Genomic DNA, 15,130 nt, shown 5'->3' with positions numbered 1-15,130 from the left:
AAAAAAGGAAGTGAGCAATGCGTAAACACCTGTTAGCGATCGTCGCGGCTTCAACGCTGGTTTTTGGCTCTTCAGCGTTTGCAGCCGATCTCGAAGATGACATGGGGATCCTCAACGATAACCTGAAGATCGTCGAAAAAACGGATAATGCGACTGAACTGAAAGACGCGTTAACCAAAATGCGCGCAGCCGCGCTGGACGCGCAAAAAGGCACGCCGCCGAAGCTGGAAAACAAATCCCCGGACAGCCCGGAGATGAAGGATTTCCGTCACGGTTTTGACACGCTGATCGGCCAGATTGACGGCGCGCTGAAGCTGGCTAACGAAGGTAAAGTCAAAGAGGCGAAAGCCGTTGCGGAAGAGCTGAAAACCACGCGCAACGAAAACCACAAGAAGTTCCGCTAATCTGCGCTTTCCGGCCTGCATAACCGTAGGCCGGACAAGCCATCACGCTACTGCCTCCCATAAGTAAACGCTATCCCCATCACATTTTTTCATTTTTATCGTCCATTCATTGTTCGCATTTCCTTCCATTTTTCTGCTCACTCTTGCGATCTCAATCACATTCTTCCAGTGATAAATCGTGGTCACGGCCCTTTTTGCGGCACGGATCACTATCGCTGCGCGCCTTTCCACTTCGAAGTGGAAAACAACTCGCTACAAACTTTTAACCCCCACCGCTAATTTACCCTCAGAGCCATTAGTGGGGTAAGACGAGTGAATAACGGAGCTGTAATGAATGACATGGGGGAATCGGTGGAACTGGCCGACCGCATGCTGGCGCAGGTGTATGCCTTGCTGCGTGAACGCCACATTATTCCCAACGCCGTGCAGGAACAGATGCTGACATCGCATGTTCGCGCCATGGCGCACCGCTCGGTAACGGGTGAACCCTTACCAGAAGTCGATGCCAGCTTGTTTGATGAAATTTCTGCCGAATCAATGGCGCTTGCCCGCGACGTGGTCGCCGAGTTTGGCAATCTTCCTGAGGAAGAGGCCTGGCTGCTGTCGGTGCATTTCGAAGTCGCGAAAGACAACCTTTAAGGAGCAAAAGATGGAACAGATTACCGTAGTGATTGGCGATCGTCTGGGTAAAGGCCAGAAAGTGGCGGCAGGCGTTGAGAAAGCGGGCGGTCGTGCGGTTGTGGTGCCGGGCGTGGCGGCGGATATGAAGCTGGGTGACGTGATGAAAGCGGAAAACGCCACCTTTGGTATCTCGTTTTGCGGCAGCGGCGGCGCGGGTGCGATTACCGCACAGACCAAATATGGCTACAAGGCGAAATACGGCATGCGTTCGGTCGATGAAGGGGTAACCGCCATTAACGAAGGCTGCAATGTGCTGGGGTTTGGCTTTATGGACAAAGAAGAGCTCGGTGAGCGCCTGGTGCAGGCGTGGCAAAAGAAACACGGCGCTTAAGTATGAAAGAACAATTCACCACCACGGTGAGAGTCACTGGCAAGGGCGAGGCCAAAGCGCGCGCCTTTGCCGATGCCCTGAACCACGTTCAGGCGGCGGTGATGAAAGCGTCGCCGCATATCTTACTGCGTATTGAGCCACAGGATGTGCAGGTTGTTCAAGCGCGTGAATCGGTGCGCAAAGAGGCGTTTCTGTTCCTCTTTTTACGCCGGGAAAGACGCACCTTCAGCGTGGAGCTGGACGTGACCGTCAACGTGACTGCCATCAATCTCGACAAGGTGGATTTCGTTACGCAACGCTGATTCTTTATTAAAAGGCATAATTATGTTCCTGATAATATTAATAAAATCGCTCATCATCGGCGGCCTGGTTGGCGTCGGTGTCGGCGCTGGGGCTGCACGCATGTTTCATGCGCCTACCACTCAAGGGATGGGCGCGTTTCGTACTCTGGGAGAACTGAATTCCTGCGAAGGGGATCCGGCTTCTCACTTCTCGTTCGGCCTGGGCTTCTTCTTTAACGCCTGGGCTTCCTCCGTTGCGGCAGGGGCGTTCACGCAGGACGTCGACCATCGCATCATCCCCAACTGGGGCGCCGCCGCGCTGATGATTAAAAATCGCAACGTCGGTGAAACGCTGCACGATCCTAAGCGCATGGCGATTGCCTGTGGCGTTATCGGGATGATTGTCGTGACCTTCCTGAACCTCACGGCGTCATCGGTACCGGAAGCGTTGCAAGTTACCGCCGTCAAGGTGCTGGTGCCTGCGGCTAACCTGCTGGTTAACACCGTGATGCCGGTGATTTTCTGGCTGGCGGCGATTGATGCCGGTAAGAAATCCGGTTTCTGGGCCACCGTCTTTGGCGGTGCGGCGCAGCTGATCATGGGCAACGCCGTCCCGGGGCTGGTCCTCGGTATTCTGATCGGTAAAGGCGTTGAAGAGAGCGGCTGGAACCACGTCACAAAAGTGATGATGGTGGCTATCGTCGCGCTGTTTGTCCTGAGCGGCTTCTTCCGCGGCTTCGACATGAAGATGATCGAATCCTTCCATCTGACCGTGCCTAACTGGCTCGAACTTATCCACAACTCGCTCAGCGGCAAATAACGGAGGCCATCATGGAACAGAATAAAGGTTTTTGGTTCGCTGACTGGTCGTTCCCGATCTTCGTTGGCCTGCTCTCATCCGGCGTGTTTGCCGGAACGCACATGTACTACCTGTACGGTATTGGCGCATTTAACGAAGTGGCTTTTGTGGCGATGCTGAAGGCGGGAATGGACACCGGCTCCTACGGGGCGGTGGCGGCATTTGGCGCAAGTTTCCTGTTTGCCCGCATCATTGAAGGTTCGCTGGTGGGGATTTTGGACATTGGCGGGGCGATTCAGACCGGGGTCGGGTTAGGTGTTCCGGCGCTGTTACTGGGCGCGGGCATTATCTTCCCGGTCGCCAATTTCGCAGCTTCGCTGGTTACCGGTCTGGTGATTGGCCTGGCGATTGGCTACATCATCATTCTGGCGCGTAAGTTCACCATCAACCAGAGCGACTCAACCTACGGTGCGGACGTCATGATGGGGGCTGGTAACGCCTCCGGCCGCTTCCTCGGACCGTTGATTATCCTCAGCGCGATGACGGCTTCTATTCCTATCGGAATCGGTTCTCTGGTGGGTGCGCTGCTGTTTTACCTGTGGCAAAAACCGATTACCGGCGGGGCGATCCTCGGGGCAATGATCCTCGGTTCCCTCTTCCCGATTGCCATAAGCTAACTGTTGATTTGTAGGCCGGATAAGGCGGTTGCGCCGCCATCCGGCAAAGGAGAGAGCGATGTTTGATTTACTCCTGCGCCGTGCGCGCCTCGTTGACGATACGCTGAGCGATATTGCGCTCAAAGACGGCAAAATCGCGGCGTTGGGCGACGTTGATGGCCCGGCGCTGAAAACTATCGAGCTGGGCGGTGAGTGCTACGTCAGCGCAGGCTGGATTGATTCTCACGTTCATTGCTACCCGAAATCCCCGATTTACCACGACCAGCCGGACAGCGTCGGTATTGCTACCGGCGTGACCACGGTGGTGGATGCGGGCAGTACCGGGGCGGATGACATCGACGATTTTTACACCCTGACCCGGGAAGCGGCCACCGAAGTGTATGCGCTGCTGAACATCTCCCGCGTTGGGCTTATCGCCCAGAACGAGCTGGCTAACATGGCCAATATTGACGCCGATGCGGTGCGCCAGGCGGTGAAGCGCTACCCTGATTTTATCGTCGGCCTGAAGGCGCGCATGAGCAGCAGCGTAGTCGGTGAAAACGGCATCACGCCGCTGGAGCGTGCCAAAGCGATGCAAGCGCAGAACGGCAACCTGCCGCTGATGGTGCATATCGGCAACAACCCGCCGAATCTCGATGATATCGCTGAACGCCTGAGCGCAGGCGATATCATTACCCACTGCTACAACGGTAAGCCGAATCGCATTCTGACGCCGCAAGGCGAGCTGCGGGCGTCAGTGACCCGGGCGATTTCACGTGGCGTGCGTCTGGACGTTGGGCATGGCACTGCCAGCCTGAGCTTTGCGGTGGCAAAACGCGCGATCGGCCTGGGCATTTTGCCGCACACCATCAGCTCCGATATTTATTGCCGTAACCGTATCAGCGGCCCGGTACATTCCCTGGCGAATGTGATGTCGAAATTTCTCGCTATTGGGATGTCGCTTCCGCAGGTCATTGAGTGCGTTACCGCCAATGCCGCCGATGGTCTGCGCCTGAAACACAAGGGGCGACTGCAGGTCGGTCTGGATGCCGATTTAACCCTCTTTACGCTTAAGCGCCAGCCAACCGTGCTGGTAGATGCAGAAAACGACAGCCTGCAGGCTGAGCAACTGCTGGTGCCGCTTGCCGCAATACGTGCGGGCAAGGGCTATATGACCGAACAAGGGAGCGCGGAACATGCCTTCGATTTTTGAGAAATACAACCTAAAACAGGTGATTAACACATCAGGCCGCATGACGGCGCTCGGCGTTTCCACGCCGCGACCAGAGGTGGTTGAGGCTGCAATGGCCGGGATGAATCAATACTTTGAGATGAAAGACCTGGTGAATAAAACCGGTGACTACATCGCGAAATTGCTGGAAGTGGAAGGGGCAACCGTCGTCTCCTGCGCCTCGGCCGGAATCGCCCTGTCGGTGGCTGGCGTGCTGGTTAAAGACAGCGACTGGCTGCTGGAGAATCTGCACGTTGCGCCCATCGAGAACAACGAAATTGTGTTGCCCAGAGGTCACAACGTCAACTTTGGCGCGCCGGTGGGCACCATGGTGGCGCTTGGCGGCGGCAAGTTAGTGGAGGCAGGTTATGCCAACGAATGTTCCGCGGCGCAGCTGGCAGCAGCTATTACGCCCCGTACGGCGGCCATTCTATATATCAAATCTCATCACTGCGTTCAGAAAAGTATGCTTAGCGTGGAGCAGGCTGCGGTGGTTGCGCGTACGCATAATCTGCCGCTGATCGTGGATGCGGCGGCGGAAGAGGATTTGCAGTGCTACTACCGGGTTGGTGCGGATCTGGTGATTTATAGCGGCGCGAAGGCGATTGAAGGACCCACCAGCGGTCTGGTGATAGGTAAAACCCAGTACGTTGAGTGGGTGAAACGCCAGACGGCGGGAATTGGCCGGGCGATGAAGGTGGGCAAAGAGGGGATTCTTGGCCTGACCTGCGCCATTGAACTGTATCTGAACGCGCAGAAAGAAAGCGGTGCGGAGATGGTCGAGAAAATGACGCCGTTCATTAACGCGTTAAACCAGCTTCACGGCGTGAGCGCCCGCGTGGTGTGGGACAGCGCAGGGCGTGACATAGCGCGCACGGAAATTAAATTTGACGAAGCGGTAACCGGGATCGCCACCGGCGAACTGGTTGATGCGCTGAAGCAGGGGGAATACGCGATTTACTTCCGTGGTTACAAAGCCAATGAAGGCATTATCGAAGCCGACGTGCGCAGCGTCGATCGCGCGCAGCTGGAGATTGTGGCCCGTCGAATTGGCGAAGTGATTTCGCAGGAGAAAAACGCATGAAACTGACCCCTAACTTTTATCGCGACCGCGTCTGCCTGAACGTGCTGGCCGGCTCCAAAGAAAATGCCCGGGATATTTACGCGGCGGCGGAAGGACACGTGCTGGTTGGCGTGTTGTCAAAAAATTACCCTGATGTCGCAAGTGCGGTAGCGGATATGCGTGAATACGCGGCCCTTATCGACAATGCGCTCTCCGTGGGGCTGGGGGCGGGCGATCCAAACCAGTCGGCGATGGTCAGTGAAATCTCCCGTCAGGTGCAGCCCCAGCATGTTAATCAGGTTTTTACCGGCGTGGCGACCAGTCGCGCGCTGCTGGGCCAGCAGGAGACAGTGGTCAACGGTCTGGTCTCGCCAACCGGCACCCCGGGCAGGGTGAAAATCTCCACCGGTCCGCTAAGCAGCCAGACGCCAGACGGCATTGTACCGATAGAAACCGCGATTGCGTTGCTCAAAGACATGGGCGGTAGCTCAATTAAATACTTCCCGATGGGCGGCCTGAAATGCCGTGACGAGTACATCGCGGTTGCGCAGGCCTGTGCCCGTCATGACTTCTGGCTGGAGCCAACCGGCGGGATCGATTTGGATAATTTCTCTGAAATCCTGCAGATCGCCCTCGATGCCGGAGTGAGCAAAATCATTCCTCACATCTATAGTTCGATTATTGATAAGGTGAGTGGTAACACCCGCCCGGACGACGTACGCCAACTGATGGCGATGACCCGGGCCTGCGTAGGCTAACTGAAAGATGAGGAAACTGACGTGCGATTCCCCAACCAACGTTTAGCGCAGCTGTTTGGCATGCTGCAAAACGAAGCGCTTCCACAGGACGAGCTGGCGCAGCGGTTGTCGGTTTCCACACGCACCGTACGGGCGGATATCACCGCGCTTAACGCGCTGCTCACCCAGTACGGCGCGCAGTTTGTCCTCAGCCGTGGGAACGGTTATCAACTCAAGATTGACGATCCGGCAAGCTATCACACCCTGCAAACGCAGCGGCCCGACGCGTTGCTGCGCATCCCACGCACCAGCCAGGAACGGGTATACTGGCTGGTGGTTCGTTTTCTGACGTCGGCCTTTTCGCTGAAGCTTGAAGATTTGGCTGATGAATGGTTTATCAGCCGTGCGACGTTGCAAAACGATATGGCTGAGGTGCGCGAGCATCTGCAACGTTATCATCTGACGCTGGAAACGCGTCCCCGTCACGGCATGAAGCTGTTCGGCAGCGAGATGGCGATTCGCGCCTGTTTGACCGATCTGCTATGGACGCTGGCGCAGCAGGATCCGCAGCATCCGTTAGTGACGCAAGAGGCGCTGAATGCCGGGATCCCTGAACAGCTTCAACCCGTTCTGCAGGACATTTTTGCCCGTTTTCATATTCGCCTGACCGATGAGGGCGAGCTGTTTTTACGCTTGTATTGCGCGGTGGCAGTCCGGCGGATTAGCGAAGGTTATCCCCTCCCGGAGTTTGCCGCAGAAGAAGCCGAGCAATCGGTGTGCCTGGCCACGCGAGAAATCACAACGGTACTGCACCGGCTGGCGGACAAACCGCTTTCCGTTTCTGAAGAAAACTGGCTGCAGGTGCATATCGCCGCCCGCCAGGTACAAGAGATCGCCCCCAGCGCCATCAATGCGGATGATGACGAAGCGCTGGTCAATTACATCCTGCGGTTTATCAACAGCCAGTACAACTACAACCTGTTGAATGACAAACAGTTGCATGCTGACCTGCTGACGCATATTAAGACGATGATCACCCGGGTGCGTTACCAGATAATGATCCCCAATCCGCTGCTGGAAAATATTAAACAGCACTACCCCATGGCGTGGGACATGACGCTGGCCGCCGTCTCGGGATGGGGAAAATATACGCCGTACACCATCAGTGAAAATGAGATTGGCTTCCTCGTGCTGCATATTGGCGTTGGGCTTGAACGTAGTTACAACATTGGTTACCAGAGGCAGCCGAAGGTTCTGCTGGTATGCGATGCCGGAAATGCGATGGCGCGGATGATTGAAGCGGTGCTGGCGCGTAAGTATCCGCAGATAGAGATCGTCGATACCGTAACGCTGCGCGACTACGAACAGCGGGAAAGCATTAGCGAAGATTTTGTCATCTCTACCGCGCGGGTGGGTGAAAAAGATAAGCCTGTGGTCATGATTGCGCCGTTCCCTACCGATTATCAACTGGAACAAATTGGCAAACTGGTGCTGGTCGACAGAACCCGTCCATGGATGCTGAACAAATTCTTCGATGCCGCCCATTTTCGTGTGATCGATGAGCCAATGGATCAACAAACATTGTTCAACGTCTTATGTCGCCAGTTGCAGGATGAAGGCTTTGTCGATGTGGAGTTTCTTGATTCGGTGGTTGAGCGTGAGGCTATCGTCAGCACCATGCTGGGTGACAGCATTGCCCTGCCGCACGCCCTCGGCCTGCTGGCAAAGAAAACGGTGGTCTACACCATCCTCGCCCCGCAGGGTATTGCCTGGGGCGATGAAACTGCGTACGTGATCTTCTTGCTCGCCATCAGTAAAAGCGAATACGAAGAGGCGATGGCCATTTACGATATTTTCGTCACTTTCCTGCGCGAACGCGCGATGACGCGGCTCTGCGCATGCCGGAATTTCACCGAGTTCAAAACGGTCGCCATGGAGTGCGTGAGCCGTTTTTAAAGACGCTGCAATTACCTTGCAGCGTAGTCTCCTGCAGTCGTTACCCTTAATTTCAAGGGCATAACATCACGCCACAACAGTCGTTAGCTGCCCAGGAAAGCTAATCTGGATCACGCCGCCCCACATGCAGATCAACTGCGACTGAGCGGTGAGAGCGGGCATATTTCCCACCAATACTGTGGGTGATCCCGGCATCCAGGGGGCTGGTGTGGCGGGGATGCACGGCATTGGCGTCAGCACGCCGAGCGCTGCGGCGGTTGCGGCTGCAACGGTCGGGTTGGCGAGGCTGTTGCACATGCCGAACGGCATAATGTTCACCAACGGTTTGTTATCCATAATATTCGCCATCGGCATGTTTCCGACGATTGTTCGGCTGGTGGGCAGCACGTTCAACGTACCTGGCGCGATGCCAAAGGAACACTGAAGCAATGCGCCGGTACAAACTCCGGGACAGCTCATGGTAGTACCCCCAATTGTCTCCACAGTCGGCGAGCGGATTCGTCGCTGGTGATCAGTTCATTGAGTAGTTCCGGCAGTGGCGTGTGCCCCCAGGCATAGGCGCGATACAGTAAATAGGGTACCGGGCTATGCGGTTCGGTGCGCGCCAGGTAATCTGCGACCTGTTTAATCATCAGATATGCCTCCTCCCGATGGGCAAATGTGGCGTTATAGCTGAGTGTTGGGGAGCTTTCCTCGCTGACAGATTGCGGCTGCACCGGCAATACGCTGCCTCCTAACGCCTGCAGGCCGGTTTTGATCTTTTGTTCCAGTGCATTAAATGAAGGCGCAGATGCTGCAGGCCAGTTCTGACAGACGGCATTGAGACGTGTGAGCCACTCGATGCTGGATGACAGGGGTTTTATGGTGGACTCGTCTGCGCCTGGCAGCGGAACATCAGAAAATTTTCCCTGCTGCCACTGGGTCAGTGAGACGGTTTCCCCATGAGCGATAAACAGCGGGGCTTCAGCGACCAGAGTGGCGTAGTGTTGCGCCATCCAACTGAGCGGCGCGGCGCGATAGTCATAGTCACCTTCTTTAATTTGGGGATGCAATTCCTCGGGATAATGCTCCAGCGCCAGGGTCACTAATGCCAGCGCATCGGGCAGGGCCGCTAAGCCGCGAGCTCTAATCCATGCTTCGCCCAACCAGCTCATAATGACCAGGTCTTTGCTGAGCGTTTTCGTCAGCATGGTGGCGATTTTGGCGACTTCATCCCAGTCGGCACGGCGCGGCGTACTTTGCCAGACGCCGGTGGGCAGCGTTTCGTCATCCTGCTGGCGGGCGGCAACCAACTGGTCGAATTCTGGTGAATAACGGATAGAGTCCCCGCACGGACTATTCGCCTGAATGGGGGCCAGTAATGCCTGAATATGTTCCATCATTTTCCTCCTGATAATCCCTGCTCGGTGAGCGGTATCCATGGTAGCGGCGCTTTGTTTTGGGCATCTAACAATGTGACCTGCCAAAATACCGTCGACTGCAATGGCTTCTGACCATCGCCTACGGGGAGCGAAAAACGCAGCGGCAGCGGTTGCGTCAACGCGCCACCGACGCCCTGTTGTTCAATCATCCTGAGCAGCGACCACGCTCCCTGCCAGCGCCAACGCCCAGTATCACCGCTTACCGTTACGCCTGTCTGTGACAGGCCTGGCATTGGACGCCAGGCGGAATTGGCTGCCCAGCGCAGGCTAAAGTTCAGGTTATCGCCGCTGCGCCAGTGCAGGTCAGTTGAGCCGTCGGGGTAGCTGATCGATTGTTGATTGCCGACGAGTCGCCAGTCGGCAATCTGATCCGCGCCAGCCTCATGGTTGCGTGAGGTGCGCCAGATAACCCGTAACGTCACGCCTTCAGGGCTGACCAACGCCGAAAGTAGCGGTTGTGCTGCTGCCAGTTGCTGAATCAGTGGCGGCTGTTCGGATAACGTTTCGGCGGGGAGTTGCGTGAGCAAAACGGTCAGTTCGCGCACCCGATCGACATCAGCATCCGGCGCGTTTGGCACGGCGGTAAAGGGGAAGCGCCCTGCAAGCCAGGTGTTGTACAGATTGAAGATCTTCTGTACCGCGCCGATGCTGGCCTGTTGGCGTAATTGCTGACATTTTTGCAATGATGCGTTTACCAGCGCGTTGAGCGATTGACCGTAAAAATCGTTACTGCCCGCGCTGCGAAACTGCGCCAATTCACTCTGGCAGTTCTGTGCGGAGAGCGTCGGCAGCGCGGCGGCAAGGGTCGCCATCTGCATCGGCGGACTGCCAGGATCCTGTTGTTGCAGTCGTTGCATGGCTGCCAGTGAACTACTCCAGCGAACGATAAGCTGGTTATCCATTGCCGTTAGCCATGGGCGCTGCTTGTCGAGCCAGTCAATATCCTGCTGATAGCGGACCAGGACGCCAGAGATTTGCTCTGCTTGTGCGCTAGCCCACCCGGCAATTTTCTGCCCGCTAGCCTGAGCCTGTTCTGTGGTAGCGTAATTGACCGCCGGAGGGTTAATCGACGGAAGTAACGCGCCGCCGTCCTGACGTACCCGGCTAATCACCTGGGCTGCGGTTTGTTGGCGCAATGCTATAGCAAGCTGAGGACGATTGAGCTGGTTGAAAGCCTCAATGATCTGATCCGCGCTGGCGGTGCTGACATTGCTGTTGTCTGGGGTTCCGGCTGTCCCTGCGTATAGCGCCTGACGGATGGCGTTTTCCACCGCCTGTCGCGCCAGCATGGTGATTTTGGGTCGCCAGATGCTGTCTGGAAGCTGCTGTGTAAAGCGCTCAAATCCGCCATACAGCGCCTGCGCCTGCTGGAGTTGCAGATTGCCGGGATAACCGACAGGATCCCCGGTGGGCTGACTTGCTCCCTGCTGCCAGAAGGGTTGGTTAAGTAAATCACGCAAGCTTTTTTGTAATGCCAGAAGATCCGGCGATACGCTGAATTGCCCTTCCGCGGATTGCTCGGTTAGTGAGGAGAAGTGCAGCCTGGAGCCATCAACCTGTGCCAGAAAGCGTTGGCGAAGTAGGGTTTCGTGGCGAAGCAGTTCCTGAACCACGCCGTTGTCGATAAGCCTAAGGGTCCGTGCCTGCGTGAGCAGCTCATCCAGTGGCAGTCTGATTGGCGAATTTGTTGCGTCACGACTCAGGTTATTGATGGTTGTCAGCGTTGCCTGTAAGCGGCTGACCTGGCGGATAAGCGAGCGGACGAACAACGGGGTAACCCCGGAGCCGTTGCCAAATAGCGCCAGCAGTTGTTCGAGTTGCTCTTCGTTGTTATCCAGGCTGGTATTGCCATAGTTTTGCTCCAGCCAGCGCATGGTTTCGTGAGAAAAAAGTACGCTGTTGCGCTGAGTCAACTCGCTGGCGTCGGGTAATTTCAGTCGCGAGAGATTGAGCGTGGCAAACATTTCGTTGAGCTTTTCCTGCGAGGGCAAAGAGTCGGTGTCAACGGTCACGCCCCAAACGCTGGCGCTGACGTTTGCCAACGTCTGCACAGTGGGTTGCTTCATCTGCATCAATTGCAGCAACGGCAAATAGCGCGACTCCATTTGTTTTGCCTGAGTGAGCAAGTGCTGAATTTGCCGGTAACGCTCTTCGGGTAGCAGATCGTCTTGCTCAAAGCCCCTTTCATGTTGATTTTGCAGGCAGATACTGTTGGTGGCGGGCACCAGCAGGCTAACCAGGGTGACGTTGCTAAACGTCTCGCGCAATTTTGTATCGGTACGGCTGAACAGCGAGCCGGGCCAGACGATGGAACGAAACTGCCACTGTGGAATGCCGTTGAGAACCCGCCAGTACAGCGTGGTGGAACGCTCACCCGTGATATCGGCTCGGGCGGCTGTGGCGAGGACCTGCAGACGATCGTGCAATAGTACGGCGTTGGTGTGCTGGTATCGCCAGCTCCAGGTCATGGCGGCAAGCCAGAGAACGCAAAGGCAGCTATAGCAGGCGAGGGTTATGAAATGGCGGCGCAGGTTCAGGCGCAGCAGGCGGCGGACCGGAAGCGCGAGACCGCGCTCGGCGGTAATTTTCCCGCTCAGCAGCGACTGACAAAACTGCATCTGCGGTTTGCCCTCCGCCATCGTTCGTGCAACAAACCAGATCCCGCGAAGCTGCGGCGGCTCATCGCGGGCATGACTGTTTAACAGGCCGTCAAAAGCGTCATGCAACGGTGCGGCAAGCGGCGGGAAGTTTTCTGGCAGGCGGAATAATTGCTCCGGCGTGTTGCCTCGCAGCGCGCCAAGCTCGGTTATGAACATCCGCAGCGAAGTACGGGTATTGTCCAGGGCATTGTCGATCCACTGCGGTTTCCAGATGGCTTCTCTGGCGACCGGAATCGTGCTGCCAATAGGACTGCGGCGAGCATCCACTGGCAATAGCTCCAGTAAAGAGGTGGTGCCTTCCAGTGATTCCATGCCGCTGATGATCAGGTAAATTGGCAGACTCAGTCCGCACACCTGCTGCAACTGCTGACAGTTATGCAACAAGCTGGCGCGGACGGTATCATCGTCGTATAGCGTCTCTAATGAAAGGGTGATAATCAGTGCGTCCAGCGGTCGCTGTGGGCGGCTTTTCACCAGTGCAGACAGCGTCTTCTGCCAGTCGTTCTGGCGAATTAGCCGCTTTTTGCCAACGGTTTGTAGCGTTTGCGGCAGGCACAGAAGGCTGCACTGAGGATTAAACCACCATTGCCCGAACCAGTATTCCTGGCCGTCGGTGAGTGACCAACTGCGGCAAAGCAGACGATTATTCTCTTCATCGCCAAGCATCAGGATTCGCATACTGTCGTAAGGATCCTGACCTGTGCAGGCTCGCTGGATCTCCTTTTGCGCACGGTTGAACGTATCGTTTCGGTATTCCCACTGCCACCAGACGCACCAGAGAGTAATCGCCAATAGCACCAGCATAATAATCAGTAGTGTAAGCCAGGGTTGCGTCACTTATCATCTCCCTGGCAAGACTGGGTTACCGGAAAATCTGGCAGCGTATTTACGCCAATGGCATCTTCAATACTCAGCCACAATCGCTGACTCAGCAGCAATAGTGCCAACAGTATGACGAGGGCGATAAGATGCAGGCGCGAATTGTCTGGCAGGCGGCGATGTGCCGGAAGCTGTAAAGGGGTGCCCAGCGCGGTCGATTCCATACGTTCGGCTATATCGCTGAGCTGAGCGTCACGCTGAAAGGCAAAATGCCACAGCAGGCGGCAGGTTTCCTGATGATTCTGCAGATTAAAATCGCTACGTCGGGAACCAAACCCCAGCGTCAGGCAGCGCAAATACAGCGCGGCTAAATCTCGTTTACCTGGGCTACGTTCATTGAGCAGGGCGGTGATCTTGCGGGGGATCTGATCCCCTGCGCTATGGGTTTGCCACAGATGATACTCCAGTGGGCAGGACTGCCACAGGGAGAGCGCGGGCCAGTCGCCGTAGAGTACGGACTCATCAATCAGCGCGACCAGGGCATAAACGGCAGCGTCAATCTGCTGCTGAAAGGGCGAACCCAGTTCGCGGGTCAGACGTCGGTTGTACTCTTCTACCACCTGACTGGCATATACAACGGCCTGATTATGCAGCTCATCTGGCGGTAGCGGAGTGCTTTTCCAGCGTTCGAACTGCGCCAGCCAGCGGGTGTAAATCTCATCAAACAGACGGCTGGCAGGCATATCAGGATGCGCGGGCGTCATGGCTTACCTCCTGACGGTAGAGCATGATCTGCTGCGGCATATCCTCTGTTTCATGCAATGGGGCAATAACCAGCGGCGTCCCTTTTTCGAACCACTGGAGGGTAAGGGTTAGGGTAAACAGGGCCACATTGCCGTCGATTTCCCAGTCACTGCGCTGCTCTGCAGCCAGCGGAGAGAACGTCATTCCATGCATCCGCTGACGACGCAGGACGGGTACAAAGGGATGGCTGGTGATAAGGCTCATTTGTAACCATTTTTCTGCTTTGGCGGCGTTGCCTCCGGGCATCAGCAGACCTATCACCACCTGCTCTCCGGCGTGGAGATCCGGCGGAAGTTGCAGTGAAAAAGCGTTATCCAGTTTGCTGAAATTTAGCCGCTGATAGCGGCGATGAATATGTGCCAACTGGTTTTTCAGTACGGTGAAAAGAGATGCAAATGCGGGCATCATGTTCTGATAATCAAAAGCTGGCAGCAGGGGCAGCGTTTTATCCTGAGTCAGTATTGCCGTTTGCCCGATAAAGAGACTCAGCGCGCGGTAAAGATCCTGTGGGTGCGGCCGCCCGCTGCTAATCAAGCTTTCCACCAGCGGCAATGCGCCCTGGATACTCTGCAGCGACAGCGTAAGCCATAGCCAGTCGTTGGTACGCTGCCCGTGTTGCGCCAACTGCATTTCCCGGCTCAGAAACAGAATTTTTTCTCTTGCCTGTAGACAGAGTTGTCGGGTGTGGCGCGCCAGGTAACTCTCTTCGTTGACGGTAGGAGAGGGGGGAAACCACTCGCTCTGACGAAATCCGCCTTCGCTATACACAACCTGCAGCAGCGGCAGACAGACGAAATCGGCGCGATCGTGCTGGCAAACCAGACGCGGTTCGGGCTGCCATTGCGAAATGCTCTCGGGAAATTCACCGCTACTCAGGTCAGGCAGCGGGGGGCTGTTGACTGATCGACAGCGGCTATTCATCAACTGCCACTGTCCGGCACGGTTTAGCGGCGGCAGCGCCAGCCAGAGGATATGCTCACTGTCCGGCGCGGCAGGCAGCAAACGGGCGCAGTCAAACTCCAGTGATAAATCGTCGCTAATGTCATAATTGACCGGCGTGCCGTCGGGCATAATTGCTTCCAGGCGCAAAATACGTAGCGTTCCTGCACACAGCGCCGCTTCGTCAATCTGTAGCCGGTTGACGCCCCAAAACCACGGATTAGCGCACCCGGTGAGCGCTGCGCAAAGCGTTTCATTGCGCAATGCCTGCAACTGGAAATGTTGAGGTAGCATTGCCATCCCTTCATACCAGCAAACCATTGCCGGAATTGTGCTCATAGTACTTTC

At 56.2% G+C, this 15,130-nt stretch carries 15 protein-coding genes; 10 read left to right on the top strand and 5 right to left on the bottom strand.

From position 1 onward, the window contains the following. Positions 1-17: 17 nt before the first annotated feature. The 10 genes from cybC to WHR59_RS21090 all read left to right on the top strand — a co-directional run bounded on the left by cybC (position 18) and on the right by WHR59_RS21090 (position 8,139). A complete protein-coding gene (gene cybC, locus WHR59_RS21135; RefSeq protein WP_043018214.1) occupies positions 18-404 on the top strand; it encodes a cytochrome b562 in 387 nt (128 codons plus the stop codon). 330 nt (positions 405-734) lie between these two features. Beyond that, on the top strand, positions 735-1,043 hold the full coding sequence (locus WHR59_RS21130; RefSeq protein WP_016151467.1) for a PRD domain-containing protein: 309 nt from the start codon (positions 735-737) through the stop codon (positions 1,041-1,043). A 10-nt stretch (positions 1,044-1,053) separates the two neighbouring features. Further along, complete coding sequence (locus WHR59_RS21125; RefSeq protein WP_003830384.1) at positions 1,054-1,416, top strand: SFCGS family glycine-rich protein; 363 nt, start codon at positions 1,054-1,056, stop codon at positions 1,414-1,416. Positions 1,417-1,418: 2 nt separating this feature from the next. Continuing rightward, positions 1,419-1,718 (top strand): DUF4312 family protein, encoded by a 300-nt coding sequence (locus WHR59_RS21120; RefSeq protein WP_016151468.1) that lies wholly within the window; start codon positions 1,419-1,421, stop codon positions 1,716-1,718. A gap of 22 nt (positions 1,719-1,740) precedes the next feature. Next, positions 1,741-2,517, top strand: coding sequence for a DUF4311 domain-containing protein (locus WHR59_RS21115; protein WP_043018215.1), 777 nt, complete (start codon positions 1,741-1,743; stop codon positions 2,515-2,517). Positions 2,518-2,528: 11 nt separating this feature from the next. Further along, entirely contained in the window at positions 2,529-3,173 is a 645-nt protein-coding gene (locus WHR59_RS21110) for a DUF4310 family protein (RefSeq protein WP_043018216.1), read from the top strand. 58 nt (positions 3,174-3,231) lie between these two features. Next, positions 3,232-4,365, top strand: a complete 1,134-nt coding sequence (locus WHR59_RS21105) for an amidohydrolase/deacetylase family metallohydrolase (RefSeq protein ID WP_043018217.1) — start codon at positions 3,232-3,234, stop codon at positions 4,363-4,365. Beyond that, positions 4,349-5,467, top strand: coding sequence for a DgaE family pyridoxal phosphate-dependent ammonia lyase (locus tag WHR59_RS21100; RefSeq protein ID WP_080625806.1), 1,119 nt, complete (start codon positions 4,349-4,351; stop codon positions 5,465-5,467). The genes WHR59_RS21105 and WHR59_RS21100 overlap by 17 nt, the downstream gene beginning before the upstream one ends. After that, positions 5,464-6,204 carry a 2-dehydro-3-deoxy-phosphogluconate aldolase gene (gene dagF, locus WHR59_RS21095; RefSeq protein WP_043018219.1) on the top strand — a complete coding sequence of 247 codons (741 nt, stop codon included), beginning with the start codon at positions 5,464-5,466 and terminating at the stop codon, positions 6,202-6,204. Before WHR59_RS21100 ends, dagF begins: the two co-directional genes overlap by 4 nt. Before the next feature lie 21 nt (positions 6,205-6,225). After that, positions 6,226-8,139, top strand: a complete 1,914-nt coding sequence (locus WHR59_RS21090; RefSeq protein ID WP_338843441.1) for a BglG family transcription antiterminator — start codon at positions 6,226-6,228, stop codon at positions 8,137-8,139. A 66-nt stretch (positions 8,140-8,205) separates the two neighbouring features. Here WHR59_RS21090 and WHR59_RS21085 read toward each other — a convergent pair whose 3' ends face one another. Genes WHR59_RS21085 through tssK form a run of 5 tightly spaced genes read right to left on the bottom strand, consistent with a single transcriptional unit; the run spans position 8,206 to position 15,121 of the window. Beyond that, positions 8,206-8,598, bottom strand: a complete 393-nt coding sequence (locus WHR59_RS21085; RefSeq protein WP_047406640.1) for a DUF4280 domain-containing protein — start codon at positions 8,596-8,598, stop codon at positions 8,206-8,208. Beyond that, positions 8,595-9,521: an ImpA family type VI secretion system protein gene (locus WHR59_RS21080; protein WP_227093443.1), complete on the bottom strand. Its 927-nt coding sequence runs from the start codon at positions 9,519-9,521 to the stop codon at positions 8,595-8,597. The genes WHR59_RS21085 and WHR59_RS21080 overlap by 4 nt, the downstream gene beginning before the upstream one ends. Then, a complete protein-coding gene (locus WHR59_RS21075; protein ID WP_172862612.1) occupies positions 9,518-13,057 on the bottom strand; it encodes a type VI secretion system protein in 3,540 nt (1,179 codons plus the stop codon). The genes WHR59_RS21080 and WHR59_RS21075 overlap by 4 nt, the downstream gene beginning before the upstream one ends. Then, complete coding sequence (locus WHR59_RS21070) at positions 13,054-13,803, bottom strand: DotU family type IV/VI secretion system protein (protein ID WP_172862613.1); 750 nt, start codon at positions 13,801-13,803, stop codon at positions 13,054-13,056. Before WHR59_RS21070 ends, WHR59_RS21075 begins: the two co-directional genes overlap by 4 nt. Beyond that, on the bottom strand, positions 13,784-15,121 hold the full coding sequence (gene tssK, locus WHR59_RS21065; RefSeq protein WP_087051769.1) for a type VI secretion system baseplate subunit TssK: 1,338 nt from the start codon (positions 15,119-15,121) through the stop codon (positions 13,784-13,786). The genes WHR59_RS21070 and tssK overlap by 20 nt, the downstream gene beginning before the upstream one ends. Positions 15,122-15,130 lie beyond the last annotated feature (9 nt).

Origin of the sequence: Citrobacter europaeus (assembly GCF_037482245.1) — a bacterium.
In the GTDB taxonomy this organism is placed as follows: domain Bacteria; phylum Pseudomonadota; class Gammaproteobacteria; order Enterobacterales; family Enterobacteriaceae; genus Citrobacter; species Citrobacter europaeus.
This window is presented reverse-complemented; position numbering and strand designations above follow the sequence as displayed.

What these genes read in the sequence shown, in the direction of transcription:
- cybC (WP_043018214.1), top strand. Translation starts at nt 18, where the DNA reads ATGCGTAAACACCTGTTAGCGATCGTCGCGGCTTCAACGCTGGTTTTT.
- WHR59_RS21130 (WP_016151467.1), top strand. Translation starts at nt 735, where the DNA reads ATGAATGACATGGGGGAATCGGTGGAACTGGCCGACCGCATGCTGGCG.
- WHR59_RS21125 (WP_003830384.1), top strand. Translation starts at nt 1,054, where the DNA reads ATGGAACAGATTACCGTAGTGATTGGCGATCGTCTGGGTAAAGGCCAG.
- WHR59_RS21120 (WP_016151468.1), top strand. Translation starts at nt 1,419, where the DNA reads ATGAAAGAACAATTCACCACCACGGTGAGAGTCACTGGCAAGGGCGAG.
- WHR59_RS21115 (WP_043018215.1), top strand. Translation starts at nt 1,741, where the DNA reads ATGTTCCTGATAATATTAATAAAATCGCTCATCATCGGCGGCCTGGTT.
- WHR59_RS21110 (WP_043018216.1), top strand. Translation starts at nt 2,529, where the DNA reads ATGGAACAGAATAAAGGTTTTTGGTTCGCTGACTGGTCGTTCCCGATC.
- WHR59_RS21105 (WP_043018217.1), top strand. Translation starts at nt 3,232, where the DNA reads ATGTTTGATTTACTCCTGCGCCGTGCGCGCCTCGTTGACGATACGCTG.
- WHR59_RS21100 (WP_080625806.1), top strand. Translation starts at nt 4,349, where the DNA reads ATGCCTTCGATTTTTGAGAAATACAACCTAAAACAGGTGATTAACACA.
- dagF (WP_043018219.1), top strand. Translation starts at nt 5,464, where the DNA reads ATGAAACTGACCCCTAACTTTTATCGCGACCGCGTCTGCCTGAACGTG.
- WHR59_RS21085 (WP_047406640.1), bottom strand. Translation starts at nt 8,598, where the DNA reads ATGAGCTGTCCCGGAGTTTGTACCGGCGCATTGCTTCAGTGTTCCTTT.
- WHR59_RS21080 (WP_227093443.1), bottom strand. Translation starts at nt 9,521, where the DNA reads ATGATGGAACATATTCAGGCATTACTGGCCCCCATTCAGGCGAATAGT.
- WHR59_RS21070 (WP_172862613.1), bottom strand. Translation starts at nt 13,803, where the DNA reads ATGACGCCCGCGCATCCTGATATGCCTGCCAGCCGTCTGTTTGATGAG.
- tssK (WP_087051769.1), bottom strand. Translation starts at nt 15,121, where the DNA reads ATGAGCACAATTCCGGCAATGGTTTGCTGGTATGAAGGGATGGCAATG.